18 protein-coding genes are annotated in these 16733 nt (G+C 71.4%); 8 read left to right on the top strand and 10 right to left on the bottom strand.

Going from position 1 to position 16733, the window contains the following annotated elements; genetic code table 11:
• Positions 1 to 100: 100 nt before the first annotated feature.
• The gene (gene trpS, locus JMJ55_RS14150; protein WP_202826211.1) at positions 101 to 1102 is read left to right on the top strand and encodes a tryptophan--tRNA ligase; all 1002 of its coding nucleotides are present in this window, start codon (positions 101 to 103) and stop codon (positions 1100 to 1102) included.
• A 59-nt stretch (positions 1103 to 1161) separates the two neighbouring features.
• On the opposite strand, the gene JMJ55_RS14155 is transcribed toward trpS, so the two are convergent.
• The 8 genes from JMJ55_RS14155 to JMJ55_RS14190 all read right to left on the bottom strand — a co-directional run bounded on the left by JMJ55_RS14155 (position 1162) and on the right by JMJ55_RS14190 (position 8516).
• Complete coding sequence (locus tag JMJ55_RS14155) at positions 1162 to 1863, bottom strand: M48 family metallopeptidase (protein ID WP_202826212.1); 702 nt, start codon at positions 1861 to 1863, stop codon at positions 1162 to 1164.
• Between the two features lie 32 nt (positions 1864 to 1895).
• Positions 1896 to 2216, bottom strand: coding sequence for a cupin domain-containing protein (locus tag JMJ55_RS14160; RefSeq protein WP_202826213.1), 321 nt, complete (start codon positions 2214 to 2216; stop codon positions 1896 to 1898).
• Positions 2213 to 3151 carry a dihydrodipicolinate synthase family protein gene (locus JMJ55_RS14165; RefSeq protein ID WP_202826214.1) on the bottom strand — a complete coding sequence of 313 codons (939 nt, stop codon included), beginning with the start codon at positions 3149 to 3151 and terminating at the stop codon, positions 2213 to 2215. Before JMJ55_RS14165 ends, JMJ55_RS14160 begins: the two co-directional genes overlap by 4 nt.
• Complete coding sequence (locus tag JMJ55_RS14170; protein ID WP_202826215.1) at positions 3148 to 3636, bottom strand: YcgN family cysteine cluster protein; 489 nt, start codon at positions 3634 to 3636, stop codon at positions 3148 to 3150. The genes JMJ55_RS14165 and JMJ55_RS14170 overlap by 4 nt, the downstream gene beginning before the upstream one ends.
• 60 nt (positions 3637 to 3696) lie before the next feature.
• Complete coding sequence (locus JMJ55_RS14175; RefSeq protein WP_202826438.1) at positions 3697 to 4806, bottom strand: glycosyltransferase family 4 protein; 1110 nt, start codon at positions 4804 to 4806, stop codon at positions 3697 to 3699.
• Positions 4807 to 4813: 7 nt separating this feature from the next.
• On the bottom strand, positions 4814 to 6472 hold the full coding sequence (locus JMJ55_RS14180; protein ID WP_202826216.1) for a heparinase II/III family protein: 1659 nt from the start codon (positions 6470 to 6472) through the stop codon (positions 4814 to 4816).
• Positions 6472 to 7152, bottom strand: coding sequence for a ribulose-phosphate 3-epimerase (gene rpe / locus JMJ55_RS14185; protein ID WP_202826217.1), 681 nt, complete (start codon positions 7150 to 7152; stop codon positions 6472 to 6474). Before rpe ends, JMJ55_RS14180 begins: the two co-directional genes overlap by 1 nt.
• A 119-nt stretch (positions 7153 to 7271) precedes the next feature.
• Positions 7272 to 8516, bottom strand: a complete 1245-nt coding sequence (locus JMJ55_RS14190) for an RsmB/NOP family class I SAM-dependent RNA methyltransferase (protein WP_202826218.1) — start codon at positions 8514 to 8516, stop codon at positions 7272 to 7274.
• Between the two features lie 47 nt (positions 8517 to 8563).
• Between JMJ55_RS14190 and JMJ55_RS14195 the strand changes: the two genes are divergently transcribed.
• The 5 genes from JMJ55_RS14195 to trmB all read left to right on the top strand — a co-directional run bounded on the left by JMJ55_RS14195 (position 8564) and on the right by trmB (position 13738).
• The gene (locus tag JMJ55_RS14195; protein WP_202826219.1) at positions 8564 to 10252 is read left to right on the top strand and encodes an ArnT family glycosyltransferase; all 1689 of its coding nucleotides are present in this window, start codon (positions 8564 to 8566) and stop codon (positions 10250 to 10252) included.
• Entirely contained in the window at positions 10249 to 10839 is a 591-nt protein-coding gene (locus JMJ55_RS14200; RefSeq protein ID WP_202826220.1) for a DedA family protein, read from the top strand. The genes JMJ55_RS14195 and JMJ55_RS14200 overlap by 4 nt, the downstream gene beginning before the upstream one ends.
• Before the next feature lie 45 nt (positions 10840 to 10884).
• Positions 10885 to 11625: a 4-hydroxy-tetrahydrodipicolinate reductase gene (gene dapB / locus JMJ55_RS14205; RefSeq protein ID WP_202826221.1), complete on the top strand. Its 741-nt coding sequence runs from the start codon at positions 10885 to 10887 to the stop codon at positions 11623 to 11625.
• Positions 11626 to 11768: 143 nt separating this feature from the next.
• Positions 11769 to 12959: a methionine adenosyltransferase gene (gene metK / locus JMJ55_RS14210; RefSeq protein WP_202826222.1), complete on the top strand. Its 1191-nt coding sequence runs from the start codon at positions 11769 to 11771 to the stop codon at positions 12957 to 12959.
• Between the two features lie 68 nt (positions 12960 to 13027).
• Positions 13028 to 13738, top strand: a complete 711-nt coding sequence (trmB, locus tag JMJ55_RS14215; RefSeq protein WP_202826223.1) for a tRNA (guanine(46)-N(7))-methyltransferase TrmB — start codon at positions 13028 to 13030, stop codon at positions 13736 to 13738.
• On the opposite strand, the gene JMJ55_RS14220 is transcribed toward trmB, so the two are convergent.
• On the bottom strand, positions 13735 to 13959 hold the full coding sequence (locus JMJ55_RS14220; RefSeq protein WP_202826224.1) for a DUF3072 domain-containing protein: 225 nt from the start codon (positions 13957 to 13959) through the stop codon (positions 13735 to 13737). The two genes, trmB and JMJ55_RS14220, sit on opposite strands and share 4 nt — an antisense overlap.
• Positions 13960 to 14135: 176 nt before the next feature.
• Between JMJ55_RS14220 and JMJ55_RS14225 the strand changes: the two genes are divergently transcribed.
• Positions 14136 to 15281: an extracellular catalytic domain type 1 short-chain-length polyhydroxyalkanoate depolymerase gene (locus JMJ55_RS14225; protein WP_202826225.1), complete on the top strand. Its 1146-nt coding sequence runs from the start codon at positions 14136 to 14138 to the stop codon at positions 15279 to 15281.
• 59 nt (positions 15282 to 15340) lie between these two features.
• Positions 15341 to 16291, top strand: coding sequence for an aldo/keto reductase (locus tag JMJ55_RS14230; protein WP_202826226.1), 951 nt, complete (start codon positions 15341 to 15343; stop codon positions 16289 to 16291).
• Here JMJ55_RS14230 and JMJ55_RS14235 read toward each other — a convergent pair whose 3' ends face one another.
• The gene (locus JMJ55_RS14235; protein WP_202826227.1) at positions 16292 to 16612 is read right to left on the bottom strand and encodes a hypothetical protein; all 321 of its coding nucleotides are present in this window, start codon (positions 16610 to 16612) and stop codon (positions 16292 to 16294) included.
• Positions 16613 to 16733 lie beyond the last annotated feature (121 nt).

Genomic DNA, 16733 nt, shown 5'->3' on the forward strand with positions numbered 1-16733 from the left:
TTGACTGGGGCGTTTGACTGGGGCGTTTGACTGGGGCGCTTGACCTGGGCGGCCGGGCGGGGGATCACCCCCGCCTCAGTCGATCCACGGTCCCATCGCCATGCAGCGCGTCTTCTCGGGCATCCAGCCCTCCGGCATCCCGACCCTCGGCAACTATCTCGGCGCCATCCGCAATTGGGTGCCGCTGCAGGACACGCATGACGCGATCTATTGCGTGGTCGATCTCCATGCCATCACCGTCTGGCAGGACCCGAAGGAGCTGGCCACCCAGACGCGGGAGATGGCGGCGGCGCTGATCGCCTGCGGGCTCGACCCCAAGCGCTGCATCCTGTTCATCCAGTCGCATGTGCATGCCCATGCGCGGCTGGCCTGGATCTTCAACTGCGTCGCCCGGCTCGGCTGGCTGAACCGGATGACCCAGTTCAAGGACAAGGCGGGCAAGGACCGCGAGGCGGCCTCCTCCGGCCTTTATGTCTATCCGAACCTGATGGCGGCCGACATCCTGGCCTATAAGGCGACGCTGGTGCCGGTCGGCGACGACCAGAAGCAGCATCTGGAGCTGGCCAACGACATCGCCGAAAAGTTCAACCACGACTTCTCGGCCGAGGGCTTCTTCCCGCATATCGAGCCGCTGATCCAGGGCGTTGCCGCCCGCGTCATGTCGCTGCGCGACGGCACGAAGAAGATGTCGAAGTCGGATCCCTCCGACCAGTCGCGCATCAACCTGACCGACGATGCGGATGCCATCGCCCTGAAGGTCCGCCGCGCCCGCACCGATCCCGAGCCGTTGCCCGAGGTGGTGGCCGGGCTCGAGGGCCGGGCCGAGGCGCGCAACCTGGTCGGCATCCTCGCCGCCGTCACCGGCAGCCTGCCGGAGAATGTGCTGCGCGAGCATGGCGGCAAGGGCTTCGGCGCCTTCAAGGAGGTGCTGGCCGAGGCGCTGGTCGCGCATCTCTCGCCGATCCAGGCCGAGATGCGGCGGCTGCTGGACGACCCGGCCTCGCTCGATGCCGCGCTGCGGCTCGGCGCCGACCAGGCGGCGGCGATTGCCGACCCGATCGTGACCGAAGCCGAGCGGATCGTCGGCTTCCTGCCGCGGTAGAGCATGGTCAAGTCCGGCGTAACACGCCGGACGACTCGGACAATGCGACCAACAACGGTCTACCCGACCCGGAGCAGGCCTGGCCCATTCTCCTTGAGCCAGGCCACCGCCGCATCACGGTGCGGCGTGAGTTGCGCGACGAGGTCCCAGAAGCGCGTCGCGTGGTTCATCTCCAGCAGATGCGCCACCTCATGCGACACGACATAGTCGAGCACCCAGCCCGGCGCCATCACCAGCCGCCAGGAAAAAGCGAGCGTGCCATCCGGCGCGCAGCTGCCCCAGCGGCTGCGCGTATCCTTCAGCCGGATGCGCCGCGGCCTGGCGCCGAGCGTCGCGGCATGGCGCGCGACCAGCGCCGCGATCCGCCGCTCCGCCTCGGCGCGGAGGAAGACGGCGAGGCGAGGCGCCACCGCATCCCCACCGCCGATCAGGATCGCGCCCGGTTCCAGCCAGATCTCGCCGGCGCGGTCCGTCACCTGCCGCAGCACATGCGGTGCGCCGCCGATCGGTAGCACCTCGCCCGGTTGCAACGGCACATGCGGTGCGAGCGCGGCGAGGCTTTCGCGCACCCAGGCCGCATGAGTCGTGAGCAGCGCGACGCCGGCAGGGCGCCCGGCGCGCAGCGGCAGGGTCACCACCACCGCGCCGCTGCGTGCATCGATGCGCAGGCTGACGCGCTGCGCGCGCGCCGAGCGCCGCCAACGCACCGGGCCGGGCAGCGCCTCGGCCTCGGACGGCAGGGAATCGTCATGAAGGTCCATGCTGGCACAATGCGCAGCAAGCGGCCGCGGCTTCAACCCGGCAGGGATTTCAACTCCGTCTCCACGAAGGAGAGTGGCGCGCTTCCCGCATTGACGACGTTGTGCTCGACGCCGGGGCCGCGCGTGTAGGACACGCCCGCCTGCAGCTCCGCCGTCATCGTCTCGCCGCCCGCCATCTCCACCAGCAGCGAGCCATCGGTTACCGGCACGACGATGTAGAGCCAGCCATGCCGATGCCAACCGGTCTCCGCGCCGGGATTGAAATCCCAGCGCGTGACGCGGATGTGCTCGTTGTCGATCTGCACGGTGCCGGTTGCAGGCTCCCGGCAGCGCATCGGCTCCGTGAAGCTCATTCAGCCGCAGCCTTCACGCCGAGCCCAGGCAGCGGCAGCGCGCCGGCGGCCTGCCAGGCGGCCCAGACCGCATCCGCCTGCGCCTTCTCCAACTTCAGGTGCGGCGGTCGGATGGTGCGCCAGCCATCATCGCCGGTGCTGCGGGCGATGATCTCACGCAGGCCCGGGATCAGCGCCACGCTGGTCGCGGCCTTGCGCGTCGCGGTCAGCACCGCCTGCGCTGCATCCGCCTCCGGCCCGGTCCGCTTCGCATAGACGATGCCACCCCAATGGCTGTTGGCATTGCTCGCCGCGGTGATGCAGCCGGCGCCGCCCTCGGCCAGGATCTTCTGCACATACTCGTCCGAGCCGGAATAGACCTCGAACCCATCCTTGGCGAAGGCGTCGACCATCGCCTTCATATTGGCGTAGTCGCCGCTGCTGTCCTTCACGCCCTTCACCGCGCCGGGATAGGCCTTCAGCAGCCGCCCGATCAGGTCGAGGCTGAAGGGCACCGCCGATTGCTGCGGGAAGTTGTAGAGATAGAGGGCGATCCCGCCGCCAACGCACTGGATGACCTCGGAGAAATAGGCGAACAGCCCGTCATCGCTCGGGCTCTTGTAGTAGAAGGGCGGCAGCAACAGCACGCCGCGGCAGCCCTGCGCCTTCGCGTGCAGCGTCAGCTCGACGGTATCCGTGAGGGAGGCGCAGCCGGTGCCCGGCATCATGGTCGTGGCCGGCACGCCCGCGGCGATGAGCCCCTCCAGGATCTGCTTCCGCTCATGCAGGCCGAAGCTGTTCGCCTCGCCGGTGGTGCCGAGCACGCCGAGCCCATTGCAGCCATTGGCGAGCAGCCACTTGGCATGCCCCGCCATCCGCACCGGATCGGGCGAGAGATCGGGCTTCATCGCCGTCAGCACCGCGGCATTCACGCCGCCGAACAGGGCATTCTTCATGGCGTCTCTCCTTTCTTCGCGGGCAGCCGCGCCTTGCGCGGCATCTGGCCCGGCCATCGCACCACATGATCCTCGAGAGCGCCCGCCGCGCGCTCCGTCACCGCACGGCCGCGCACCGAGACGCCCGCCGCATGCACCGTTTCGGGATTACCCGAGATCAGCGGATGCCACCAGAACAGGTCGCGCCCTTCCGCCACCAGGCGGTAGGCGCAGGTCGGCGGCAGCCAGTCGATCGCGGCGACCCGCGCCACGGTCAGCTTCACGCAATCCGGCACATGCTGCTTGCGGTTCGCATAGTCGCGGCAGCGGCAGCTCTCGGTATCGAGCAGGCGGCAGGCAACCTCGGTGAAGACCACCTCCTCGGTGTCCTCGTCGCGCATCTTGTGCAGGCAGCAGCGGCCGCAGCCGTCGCAGAGGCTTTCCCACTCGGCGCGGCTCATCGCGTCCAGCGGTTTGGTCTTCCAGAAGGGCTGGGGTTTGCTCACGGCCGCACCTTAGTCCCTTGCGGCCCAGTGTTACAGACCCTGCTGTTACAGAGCCTGGTGTTACAGGCCCAGCAGGTCGAGCGTGCGGCCGACGACCTTCGCCTCGTCGAACCGTTCCACGGCCCGCGCGCGTCCGGCCGCGCCCATCCGCGCCCTGAGCGCCGCATCGCCGGCGAGCCGCGTCAGCGCCGCCGCCAGGGGCGCGACCGTGGCGGGCGGCACCAGGAAGCCCGTCTCGCCCTCCGCCACCATCTCACGCGAGCCGCGGATATCGGTCGCCACCACCGGCAGGCCACAGAGCATCGCCTCGATGATCGACATCGGCAGCCCCTCGAAATGGCTCGGCAGGGCGAAGGCATCCGCCGCCGCCATCACCCGCGCCACATCGTGGCGGTAGCCGAGCCGGCGGAGGCGCGGCCCGAGCACCGCCTCGGCGCGGGCGAAATGCGGTTCCAGATCGTCGCCATGATCGGTCGCCAGCCGTTCCCCCACCACCCAGAGATGGGCGCCGGGCACCGCCTTCATCGCCTCCAGCAGCTCAGGATAGCCCTTGTGGCGGACGAGGCGGGAGACGGCGAGGATGACGCAGTCCGCCTCCCCAACGCCGAATTCCGCCCGCAGCGCCGCCCGCGCCGCAGGGTCCGGCCGGAACAGCGCCGGGTCGCGCCCGTTCAGCACCGGCACTGCACCGGGATGGATACCGAGCCGGCGGGCATCCCCCGCCTCCTCCTCGCTGACGGTCAGAAAGGTATCGGTGATCCGCCCCGCCGCCCGTTCCAGCGCCAGAGAGAGGCCGCGCCGCCAGGCCGGTCCCGGCTGGTTGAACAAGAAGCCATGGCAGGTATAGGCGATGCGCGGCACGCCGGCGGCCTTCGCGGCGGTGCGCGCCAGCAGCCCGCTGATCGGCATATGCGCATGCACGAGGTCGAAGCGCTCCTCGCGGAAGATGCGGTGCAGCGCGCGCAGGCAACGCGCCTGGGCCAGCGGGTTCAGGCTGCGCGCCATCGGCACGGGGATGACGCGGAACCCCTCCTCTCGCGGCAGGTCGAGCAGGGGGCCCTCGGCGCAGAGTCCCACCACCTCATGCCCCCGCGCGCGGGCGCCCCGCATCAGCGGCAGCAGGAAGTGCCGCAGCGAGAAATCGACATTGGTGACTTCGGCGAGTTTCAGGGCGAGGTCAGGCTTCCGCCGCCTCGCCCGGCCCCGTCGCCGTCACGCGGCCCAGCGCCCACTGCACCGTGTCCTGTCCCGCCTCGGCGGTCAGCACGATCTGCCGGTTCCGCCGCTGCTCGCCGCCGAGATAGACGCTGTCTTCCAGGCTTGCCCGCGCGCCATTGGCCCGCATCCGCCAGCCCTGGCCGGAGGGCAGGCGCAGCAGCACCGCCTGGTCGTCCTCCTGCAGGCTGGCGGTGACGCCGGGATGCAGGTGGAAGCGCAGCACGAAGCCGGGCGGCTTCGCCCCCTGCTCCTGCATCTCGATGATGTCCTCGCCGCGCAGGTCGTCGCCCGTCTCCGCGAGGTAGAGGCGGCGCCGGTGCACCGCGCCGAAGGGCCGGCGCCAGCCGTCATGGCTGGCTTCCAGCCATTGCGCGCCATTGGCCTCGTGCCGCTCCTGCTCGACGCGCTCCGGCCGCCGGCCGAGGCCCTCCTCCTTCAGCTCGCTGCTGTTGGTATCGGCCAGGATCAGGGTGGAATGCGCCGCCGTCGCCCGCAGCGCGTCGCGCCAGGCGCCCTCCGCCCCCGCCGCCGCGCCGCAATTGACGATGAGGCGATCCCGCCCGACCGACATCTCGAAGGCCAGGGTGCCGGCATGGGCATAGCGGTCGGCGCCGCGCGGCAGGCCGGTATTGGCATCCCGCGCCCTGGCCGGCGGCGGCGCCGCGGCATCGGCGATCACCAGCGTCCGCCCGGCCTGGAGGCGGTGGAAGCCGCTCTCCTCCAACAGCATCGGCGCCCGGCCGCGGGCCTGGCCCTGGGTCAGGACGAGATCGACCAGACCCGACCCTTCCTCCCGCGTGCCGTTGAACTGGGCGAGGCCGCCATCGCCATGGCGGAACAGCCGCAGCGCCTGGCCGGCGCGTTCCAGCACCGTCGCCAGCACCGCCGGGGGGTTGATGCCCGCGCCATGCAGCAGGTTGCGAATCTCGATCAGGTCCTGCATCGCCAGCAGCTGCTGCGCCGGGGAGCGTTCGACATGCCCGCCATCGGGGTGGAATTGCCGTTCCAGCTCGCCGGGCAGGAAGCGGAGCGCCCGGGTCATCCAGGACTCCTCCTCCAGCGCCACGGCGGCGGCGATGGCACCCTTCAGCGTCACCAGCGCGCCGCGATGCATCGCTTCGGCGGGCAGGGAGGCGACGACGCCCCGCGCATCCTGGGCAAGCCGCACCAGGAGGCGCTTGCGGAACCCGTCCTCGGCGGTGGCGGCGAGGAAATCCCAATGGCCGAGCCAGGCGGAGACCCGCGCCGCGGCGATCTCGGGCGCCTGGGCCAGATCATCCTCGGCGCCGCGGGCCAGCCAGTCCTCGGCCAGGTCGCGGGCCCGGGTGCGGGCGGCATCGGTGCCGAGGGCGCGGAGATCACGCAGCCAGGCGAAGCCATGCGCCGCTGCCCGCCAGGCGATCGGCCCCGCCGCCGTATCCCAGCCCGAGGCGCCCTCCCCCGCCGGGTCGAGCCGGTGGGTGGTCCCGAGGCTTTCGAATTCGCCGCGCAGCAGCCGCGCGCCGCGATTGGCATCGCCCGGCCAGAGGTCGCGGAAGGCCCGCGCCGGCGCCTCCGGCACCTTCACGGGGCGAAGGCCGGAGATGAAGCGCCGCGTGCCGCGGATGATGTCGCGCATCAGGCTCGTCCCGTGCCGCGCAGCGCGGCGATCGATTCGGCATAATCGGGCCGGCCGAAGATGGCGGTGCCGGCGACCAGCACATCGGCGCCGGCCTCGATGCAGCGCGGCGCGGTCTCCACCGTCACCCCGCCATCCACCTGGAGCGCGATCGGCTGCCCGCCGGCCGCGACATGCGCATCGATCATGCGCCGCAGCGCCGCGATCTTGCCAAGCTGGCTGCCGAGGAAGGATTGCCCGCCGAAGCCGGGATTGACCGACATGACGAGGATGAGGTCGCAGAGATCGAGCACATTCTCCACCGCCGCAACGGGTGTCGCAGGATTAAGGACCACGCCGGCCCGCTTGCCCAGGCCCCGGATCGTTTGGAGGCTGCGATGCAGATGCGGCCCGGCCTCGGGATGCAGGCTGATGAGGTCGGCGCCGGCCGCGGCAAAGGCCTCGAGATAGGGGTCGGCCGGGGCGATCATCAGATGGACATCGAAGGGGATGTCGGCATGCCGCCGCAGCGCCCGCACCAGGACCGGGCCGAAGCTGATATTCGGCACGAAATGCCCGTCCATGATGTCGAGATGCAGCCAGTCGGCGCCGGCCGCGGCCACGGCACGCACTTCCTCGCCAAGGCGGGCGAAATCGGCGGCGAGGAGGGAGGGTGCAATTCGGATCGGGCGGCTGGGCATCCCGGCGGTTCTAGCGGCGGGGGGAGGCGGGGGGCAAGGCGCCGTCCTGCGGCGAAAGCCGCAGGATTCCAGACAAATATTCCAATGGTTGCCGATCGGCGGTGCCCTGCGCGCCCTGGTTAGGCCCGCCGCCACCGCGCCATGAAGAACCCGTCCATCCCGCCCCGCTCTGGCCAGAGATCCGGGCGGGTGCGCAGCGCCCCGGCGGGGGTGATGGCGGCCTCCAGCCCCGGCACTTCCTCCGGCCGCACCGGATCGGCGACGAATCCCTCCGGCGCCGCATGCGCCTCGCCTTCCTCGGGCTGGAGCGAGCAGGTGGCGAGCACCAGCCGCCCGCCCGGCGCCACCCGCCGCGCCGCCGCCGCCAGCAGGGCCCGTTGCAGCCCGGCCATCGGTGCCACGTCGCGCGCCCGCTTCAGATAGGGCACGTCCGGATGCCGGCGGATGGTTCCCGTGGCGGTGCAGGGCGCATCCAGCAGCACGGCATCGAAGACCGCCCCGCCGGCATCCCATTCCGTCGCATCCGCCTCCACCAGCTCGGCCGGCAGTTGCAGCCGGGCCAGGTTCTCCCGCAGCCGGGCCGCCCGCCGTGGCTCCCGCTCCACCGCCACCACCTGCCCGCCGGCGGCGGCGAGCTGCGCCGTCTTGCCGCCCGGTGCGGCGCAGAGATCGAGCACCCCCTCCCCCGGCCGCACCGCCAGCAGCCGGGCCGGCAGGGCGGCGGCGGCGTCCTGAACCCAGAAGCTGCCCTCGGCGAAGCCCGGCATCTCGGTGACCCGCGTCCCGGCCGGGTAGCGCCAGCTGCCGGTCGGCAGCGCCACGCCACCCTCCGGCGCCTCCGCCCCCGGGGCGAGGCTGAGATCGAGCGGCGCTTCCTGCCGATGCGCCGCGGCGATGGCGCGGACGGCGGGGCCATAGGCGCCATGCCAGGCCGACCACAGCCAGGGCGGCGTATCCAGCCGCTCGGCCTCCAGCCCCTCCAGCGCCGCCTGGCCCGCCTCGGCCACCCGTCGCAGCACGGCATTGGCGAGGCCCGTGAAGGGCTTCGGCACCAGGGTCACGCAGCTGGCCACCGCCGCATGGGCCGGGGTCCCGAGCAATAGCAGCTCCGCCGCCCCCATCCGCAGCGCCTGCCGCACCTCGGAGGGCGGCTCCCGCCGCAGGAAGGGTTCCAGCACCGCATCCAGGCTACCCGCTCGGCGCAGCACCGCACCGGCGATCCGGTGCGCCGCCGCCTTGTCGCGCGGGGCAATGCCCTTGGGCAGGGCATCCAGCGCCTCCTCCAGCGGCCGGTGGCGGGTCATCACCGCCTCCAGCAGGGAAAGGGCGGCGCGGCGGGTGGGGGAGCCGAGATGGGTGGACATGCGCCGGGTTTATGGCCCCCGCCCCCGCCCCATGCTAGTGCGCGCCCATGCACTTCTCGGCCTCCCCACGCCAGGACCTCTCGCTGGGCCTGCTGCCCGATGCGCTGCAGCAGCGGCCGCGGCTGTTCCTGGTGCTGCTCTGCCTGCTGCTCTGGCTGCCCGGCTTCTTCACCCTGCCGGCGACCGACCGGGACGAGGCCCGCTTCGCCCAGGCCAGCCGCCAGATGGTCGAGAGCGGCGACTATGTCCGCATCCGCTTCGGGGAGGAGGAGCGGAACAAGAAGCCGGCCGGGATTCACTGGCTCCAGGCCGGCTCGGTGCATCTGCTGGAAGCGACGCATCTCGGCGACCGGAACCGGATCTGGGCCTATCGCATCCCGAGCCTGCTCGGCGCGCTGCTCGCGGTGCTCGCCACCCATCACTGGGGCCGGGCCATCGTCGGACGGCGGGCGGCCCTGCTCGGCGCCGCCATGCTCGCCTCCTGCCTCGTCCTGGTCGCCGAGGCGCATATCGCCAAGACCGATGCGGCGCTGCTGGCCAGCGTCACCGCGGCCATGGGCCTCTTCGCCGCGGCCTATCTGCGGCCGGGCGCCTTCACTGGGCGCCAGGCGGCCGGGTTCTGGCTGCTGCTCGGCCTCTCCATCCTGCTGAAGGGCCCGGTCGGGCCGATGGTGCCGCTGCTCTGCGGCATCACCCTCGCGGTCGCCGACCGCGAGGCGCCCTGGCTGCGCGCGCTGCGCCCGGGCTGGGGCCTGCCGCTGATGATCGCCGCCGCCGCGCCCTGGTTCATCGCCATCGGCCTGGCGACGGAGGGGCGCTTCTTCCAGCAGGCGGTGGGCGGCGACATGCTCTCCAAAATCGGTTCCGGTGAGGAGAAGCATTGGGGCCCGCCCGGCTACTACCTGCTGACCTTCGGCATCGCCGCCTTTCCCTCGGCCTGGATCGTGCTCTGCGCCCTGCCCGCCGCCTGGCGCGACCGGCTGAACCCGCCGACCCGCTTCCTGCTCGCCTGGATCGTGCCCTCCTGGCTGATCTTCGAGGCGGTGCAGACCAAGCTGCCGCACTACACCCTGCCGCTCTTTCCCGCCCTGATGCTGCTCGGCGCCGCCTGGGCGATGGATCCGGTGCGCGGCCAGCCGGGACGCTGGTGGCGCCGCGCCGGCATCGCCGCCCTGGTCCTGGTGGCCGCCGGGCTGGCGGTGGCGGCGCTGGCGGCGCCCTGGCAGCTGGAGCGCCGGCTGCTGCCGGGCGGCCTGATCGCCCTGCCGGCCGCGGCGGCGCTGATCTATCTGCTGCTGCGGGTCGGGCGGCAGCGCGCCTGGGGCCGGGCCGGGCTGCTCGGCGCCCTGCTCGCCATCCCGCTCTATGCCGCGGTGCTGGAGGGGGTGGCGCCGCGTCTCGCCGCGCTCTGGATCGCGCCGCGGCTCGCGGATGCCGTTGCGGCGAGTGCGCCGGGCCTGCCGGCCGGGCAGATCGGCGTCACCGGCTATTCCGAGCCCTCGCTGCTTTTCTCCCTGGGCCAGGATGTGCGACTGTTGCGTACCGGGATGGATGCGGCACAGTTCCTGGCCGGTGGTCCCGGCCGGGTGGTCGCCGTTGGCAACCGGGCGGAGGCGGATTTCCGCCGCCAGGCCGCTACCCTCTCCCTCGCCCCGCAGGAGCTCGCCAGCGTGACCGGCTTCAACTACTCCCGTGGCCGCTGGGTCACCCTGCTGCTGTTCCGGCTGCCCTCGTGATCGCCTGGGCCTCGGAGCTCGTCGTCTCGGCGGGGCTGATCGGCGTTTTCCTGCTGATGGTGGCGGAGAACCTGTTCCCGCCCATCCCGTCGGAGGCGATCATGCCGCTGGCTGGCTTCGCCGCGGCGCGCGGGCAGCTGCCCATCGGCGGGGTGATCGCCGCCGGCATCAGCGGCTCGCTGTTCGGCAATGCCTTCTGGTACGAGGTGGCGCGGGCCTTCGGCGCGGCGCGGATGCACCGGCTCGCCGCCGGCTTCGGCCGGCATGTCGGGCTGACCTCGGACCGGCTGCTGCGGGCTGAGGCGGCGCTCCGGCGCAACGGCCCGGCGGCGGTCTGCCTCGCCCGGATGATGCCGGGGCTGCGGACGATGATCTCCGTCCCGGCCGGGCTGGTGGCGCTGCCTCGGCGGGTCTTCTACAGCTTCACCGCCCTTGGCACCGGGGTCTGGACCGGCGGTCTCGCCTGGGCCGGCTATGCGCTGGAGGACCGGTTCCATCTGGTCGAGGACTGGGCCGGGCCGGTCGGGATCGGGATGATGCTCATGGTCGCGCTGGTGATCGGCTGGCGGGTCTGGCGGGCGCGCTGAGGACTGTCTAGACCGGCCCGGTCACCTGATCGGGAGGGGGTCCCCATGTCCATCCGCATCGGCATCGCCGGCATCTCCGGCCGCATGGGCCGGCTGTTGCAGGAAGAAGTCGCCGCCGCCGGCGCGGTGCTCGCGGGCGGGCTGCGGCGCGGCGAGGATCCGGCCGCCCTTTTCGCCGCGAGCGAGGTGGTGATCGACTTCACCCATGCCTCGGCCGCGCCCGCCCATGCGGCGGCGGCGGTGGCAGCGGGCCGGCCGCTGGTGCTCGGCTCCTCCGGCCTCGATGCAGCGCAGGAGGCGGCGGTGGCCGAGGCGGCGCGGCAGATCCCCGTGGTCTATGCCGCCAATTTCGCCCCCGGCGTGAACCTCGTCCTCGCCATGGCCGAGCGCATGGCTGCCGCCCTGCCGGCGGCGCAATACGATGCCGAGATCCTGGAGATGCATCACCGACAGAAGGTCGATGCCCCCTCCGGCACCGCGGTCGCGCTCGGCCGCGCCGTTGCCCGCGGCCGCGGGACCACGCTGGAGGAAGCCGGGCGCGAGAGCGGGCGGGACGGGCATTGCGGCCCGCGCGGCACCGGCACCATCGGCTTCGCCGCCCTGCGCGGCGGGCAGGTGGTCGGCGAGCACAGCCTGATCTTCGCCGCCGGCGCCGAGCAGATCGTCCTCACCCATCGCAGCTTCGACCGCCGGGCCTATGCGACCGGCGCGGTCCGGGCGGCGCAATGGCTGATCGGGCGGGCGCCCGGCCTCTATGACATGAAGCACGTGCTCGGGATGGGGTGAGGCGCGGCTGCACCTTTTGTTGTGAGGGCGGCCCTTCCGCTTGACCCCCCGCCCCCTGCCTGCGACACACGCGCGCCCCGCTCGGGGCCAGCCAGGCCGGGGTATGCCGGACCATCTCCCGCGACAAGAGGCCGAACCAAGCCATGCGCGACAAGGGCGAATACCTCTTTACCTCCGAATCCGTGTCCGAAGGCCACCCCGACAAGGTCGCCGATCGGATCTCCGACACGGTGCTCGATGCCTTCCTCTCCGCCGATCCCTATGCGCGCGTGGCCTGCGAGACGCTGGTCACCACCAACCGCATCGTCCTCGCCGGCGAGACGCGCGGGCCGGAGAGCGTCACCCCTGCCCTGCTCGAGGAGCTGGTCCGCGCGGCGGTGAAGGATATCGGCTACGACCAGGACGGCTTCTCCTGGCGGAAGGCCGCCTTCGAATGCCATCTGCACGCCCAGTCCGCCGATATCGCGGTCGGCGTCGATGCCGCCGGCAACAAGGATGAGGGTGCCGGCGACCAGGGCATCATGTTCGGCTACGCGACGAGCGAGACGCCGGAGCTGATGCCCGCGCCGCTCACCTATGCGCATAACATCCTGCACCGCATGGCCGAGCTGCGCCGCGCCGGCGACAAGCGCGCCCGCGGCCTGCAGCCCGACGCCAAGTCGCAGGTCACGCTGCGCTATGTCGACGGCAAGCCGGTCGGCGTCACCTGCGTCGTCATCTCCACCCAGCATGACGAGGGCATGGAGCAGTCCGAGATCAAGGAGCTGCTGCGCCCGATCGTGCGCGACGTCCTCCCCACCGGCTGGGAGGTGCCCGAGGCCGAGTTCTATGTGAACCCGACGGGCAAGTTCGTCATCGGCGGCCCGGATGGCGATGCCGGCCTGACGGGGCGCAAGATCATCGTCGACACCTATGGCGGCGCGGCCCCGCATGGCGGCGGCGCGTTCAGCGGCAAGGACCCGACCAAGGTGGACCGCTCGGCCGCCTATGCCGCGCGCTATGTGGCGAAGAACGTGGTCGCGGCCGGCCTCGCCGATCGCTGCACCATCCAGGTCTCCTACGCCATCGGCGTCTCCAAGCCGCTCTCGGTCTATTTCGACCTGCACGGCACGGGGCATGACGTGGACGAGGCGAAGCTGGCCAGCGTGGTGCAGGAGATGGTGAACCTCTCCCCGCGCGGCATCCGCGAGATGCTGCGACTGAACCGGCCGATCTATGTGCCGAGCAGCGCCTATGGCCATTTCGGCCGCAAGCCGGACCTGGCGAAGGACACCTTCACCTGGGAGCGGACGGACCTGCTGGCGCCGGAGCTGAAGCGCGCCTTCGGCCGCTGAACCTTCGCACCGGACAGGCTATTGGGGGCGGTGCTGCGGCACCGCCCCTTTTTTATCCAGGACATCCGATGACCGCCGACCGTCCGCCCCTCGCCGAGGGCATCCCCGACCGGCTCTATGGCCGCCGCCGCGGCCATCCGCTGCGGCCCCGGCAGCAGCGTCTGCTGGAGGAGACGCTGCCCCGCCTCCGCCTCTCGCCGGCGCAGGCGGCCGATCCGCGTGCCGCCTTCGGCCGCCCGGTCGAGGCCGTCTGGCTCGAGGTCGGCTTCGGCGGCGGCGAGCATGCGCTGGCGCATGTCGAGGCCCATCCGGAGGTCGGCTATATCGCCTCCGAAGTCTTCGAGAACGGGCTCTGCTCGCTGCTCTCCCGGCTGGTGGAGGACGGGGCGGAGGCCGATGGGCCGCTGCCGCCGCATCTCCGGCTCTGGCCGCAGGATGCACGGCACCTGCTCGGCCTCCTACCAGAGGGGTCGCTGGACCGGCTGTTCCTGATGTTCCCGGATCCCTGGCCCAAGGCACGGCATGCCAAGCGCCGCTTCGTGAACCCGGCCCTGCTGCCGCTGGTGGCGCGGGTGCTGCGGCCTGGCGGCGAATGGCGCATCGCCAGCGACGACCCGACCTACCAGGCCTGGGTCGCGGAAGTGATGGCGGCCCAGGATGTCTTCGAAGTCCCTGAGCCGGCGACCAGCCGCCCCGCCAGCTGGCCCGGCACCCGCTACGAGGCCAAGGCGCTGCGCGAGGGGCGGCAGCCGCTCTATTGGAGCCTCAAGCGGCTTTAGGAATTGCGGCCGCGACCGGTCTTCTCCTGCAGCTCATCGATCCGGCGCGAGGCGTCCGCCTTGCTCAGCTCCGGGTCGAATTCCTCGCCGGCTTCCTCGCTCAGGGTCTTCAGATAGCTGGCCTGGGCGCCGGTCATCTTCTCGTCGCCGGTGGTCCAGTCATCGGGGTCCTTGATGGTGTTGGATCCGGGCTCGGCGTCGCGCTTCGGGTTCTCGGTCATGAGGAGGGTCCCCTTGGTGGTGTGTTCGCTTAACGTTCATGGCGAGCCGGCGTTGCACCCCTGCCCCGCGCAATCGACGCGACTTATGCTGCACTGCAGCGAAACCCCTGACGCCCCGGGACGCTAAAGGAATGACGCCGGGACCACGGCGCCCTTCTTCGACAAGGACCGCCACTGTGAACCAGATCCGCAGCAACCTATCCGATCTGGTGCGCCGGCAGCGCGCCCGCATGGCCACCGGGCCCAGCGCCGAGGAGGCAGGGCTGATCGAGCTTGCCGGCTTCGGCGCCAATCCCGGCGCGCTGCGGATGCTCGCTTTCCTGCCAGATGATTTGCCGCACCACGCCCCGCTGGTGGTGGCGCTGCATGGCTGCACCCAGGATGCGGCCGGCTTCGCCCGGGGCACGGGCTGGACGGCCCTGGCCCGGACCGGCGGCTTCGCCCTGCTGCTGCCGGAACAGCAACAGGCCAACAACCCCAATCGCTGCTTCAACTGGTTCGAGCCGGGGGACAATACCCGCGGCCGCGGCGAGGTTGCCTCGATCCATGCCGCCATCCAGCACATGGTGGCGACGCGGGGGATCGACCCGAAGCGGGTCTTCGTCACCGGCCTGTCGGCCGGCGGCGCCATGGCGGCCAGCCTTCTCGCCACCTATCCGGAGGTCTTCGCCGCCGGCGCCATTATCGCCGGCCTGCCGCATGGCGCCGCGACCAGCATGCCGGAAGCCTTCGAGGCGATGTCGACCGGCCGGCCCCGCCCTGCCGCCGACTGGGCCGCGCTGGTCCGCAGCGCCTCGCCGCATCGCGGGTCCTGGCCGCGGGTCTCGATCTGGCAGGGCGATGCCGATACCACCGTCCGCCCGGCCAATGCCGAGCAGCTGGTCCGGCAATGGGCGACGCTGCATGGCGTCACCGGTGCGCCGGCCGAATCCGGCAGCGGCGCGCACCGGGCGCATGCCTGGCGGGATGCCAAGGGCGAGGTGGTGCTGGAGCACCATCGGATCGCCGGCATGGCGCATGGCGTGCCGCTGGATGCCGGCGGCATCGGCCAGGCCGGGGCCTATTTCCTCTCGGTCGGCATCGGCTCCACCGCCGCCATCGCCGGCTTCTTCGGCCTGCCTGCGCCGCAGCCGGGTGCCACCATCGACCCGGAAGGACGCCAGGTTCCGCCGCGGGGCGCAACCATCGACCCGGAAGGACGCCCCGTCCCGCCGCAGGAGGAGGAGGCCCCCTTCACCCTCGGCGGCATCGAACTGGGCAAGATCGATCCGAGCGGCGTGATCCGGAAGGCGCTGACCGCGGCGGGCCTCATCAAGTCCTGAGGTGGACGGACCGGCCGGGCATCCCCATCCTCCCTCTCTCGTAAAGGGGAAACGGGCGGATGGAACAGCGCAGCCTCGGGCGGTCCGGCATCAAGGTCCCGCCGCTGATGTTCGGCGGCAATGTCTTCGGCTGGACCATCGACACGGCCCAGTCGCACCGCATCCTCGACCGGCTGGTGGAGACCGGGCTCTATGCCATCGACACGGCGGATGTCTATTCCGCCTGGGCGCCCGGCCACCAGGGCGGCGAGAGCGAGACCATCATCGGCGAATGGCTGAAGGCGAGCGGCAAGCGGGGTCAGGTCGTCATCGCCACCAAGGTCGGCATGAAGATGGGCTCCGGCGATCAGGGCCTGTCGCGCGACTGGATCATGAAGGAGGTCGATGCCAGCCTCCGCCGGCTGCAGACCGATGTCATCGACCTGTATCAGGCGCACAAGGACGATGAGTCCGTGCCGCTGGAGGAGACGCTCGGCGCCTTCGCCGATCTCATCAAGGCGGGGAAGGTGCGGGCCATCGGCGCCTCGAACTACACCGCGCCGCGGCTGAAACTCGCCTTGGAGACCAGCGCGAAGCTCGGCCTGCCGCGCTACGAGACGCTGCAGCCGCTCTATAACCTCATGGACCGCAAAGTCTTCGAGGAGGCGCTCGGCCCGCTCTGCCAGGCGGAGGGGATCGGCGTGATCAATTACTACGCCCTCGCCGCCGGCTTCCTCAGCGGCAAATACCGCTCCGAGGCGGATTACGGGAAGAGCAAGCGCGGCGCCAATATGGGGAAATACCTGACGCCGCGCGGCCTCAAGGTGCTGGCGGCGCTGGATGCGGTGGCCGGCGAGGTGGCGGCGACGCCGGCCCAGGTCGCCATCGCCTGGCTGCTGGCCAAGCCGGTGGTGACGGCGCCGATCGCCAGCGCCACCAGCCTCGACCAGCTGGAGGATCTGCTGGGTGCGACCGCACTCGGTCTCAGCCCAGCCCAGGTCGCGGCGCTAGACGCGGCGAGCGCGGAGTAGTCAGCGCCCGCCTGTCATCTTGGCGAAGACGGCGCGGTCTCGGTTCTCCTGCATCAGCATGCGGAAACCCGGGATCGTGTCGAAGCCGAGGCCGAGGGGAATCCCGGTCTCGGCATCCGCCGTCACCTTCGCATAGCTCTCGCCGGTGAATTTCTCCCATTTGCCGGCGGGCTTCTTCACCTCGACATGCACGACGGTTGCCTTCAGCACCATCCGCACGATCGCCTCCTTCGGCGCGGAGGGCTTCGTCAGGCTGGGATGCCCGCCGATCATCACCCAGCCATTGGCCATCGCCCAGGCGGTCAACTCGTCCTTCGTCATGGCGGGAATCCTTTTGCGCCTGCTGCGATAGGCGCAATTCGTACACTGCGCATCAAGGGCTTCACGGAAGGCGGAAGATCGGGGCTCGTTGCCCGCTTCGGCACGAACCCCTGCCGCTGCC

Source organism: Belnapia mucosa, assembly GCF_016775475.1.
In the GTDB taxonomy this organism is placed as follows: domain Bacteria; phylum Pseudomonadota; class Alphaproteobacteria; order Acetobacterales; family Acetobacteraceae; genus Belnapia; species Belnapia mucosa.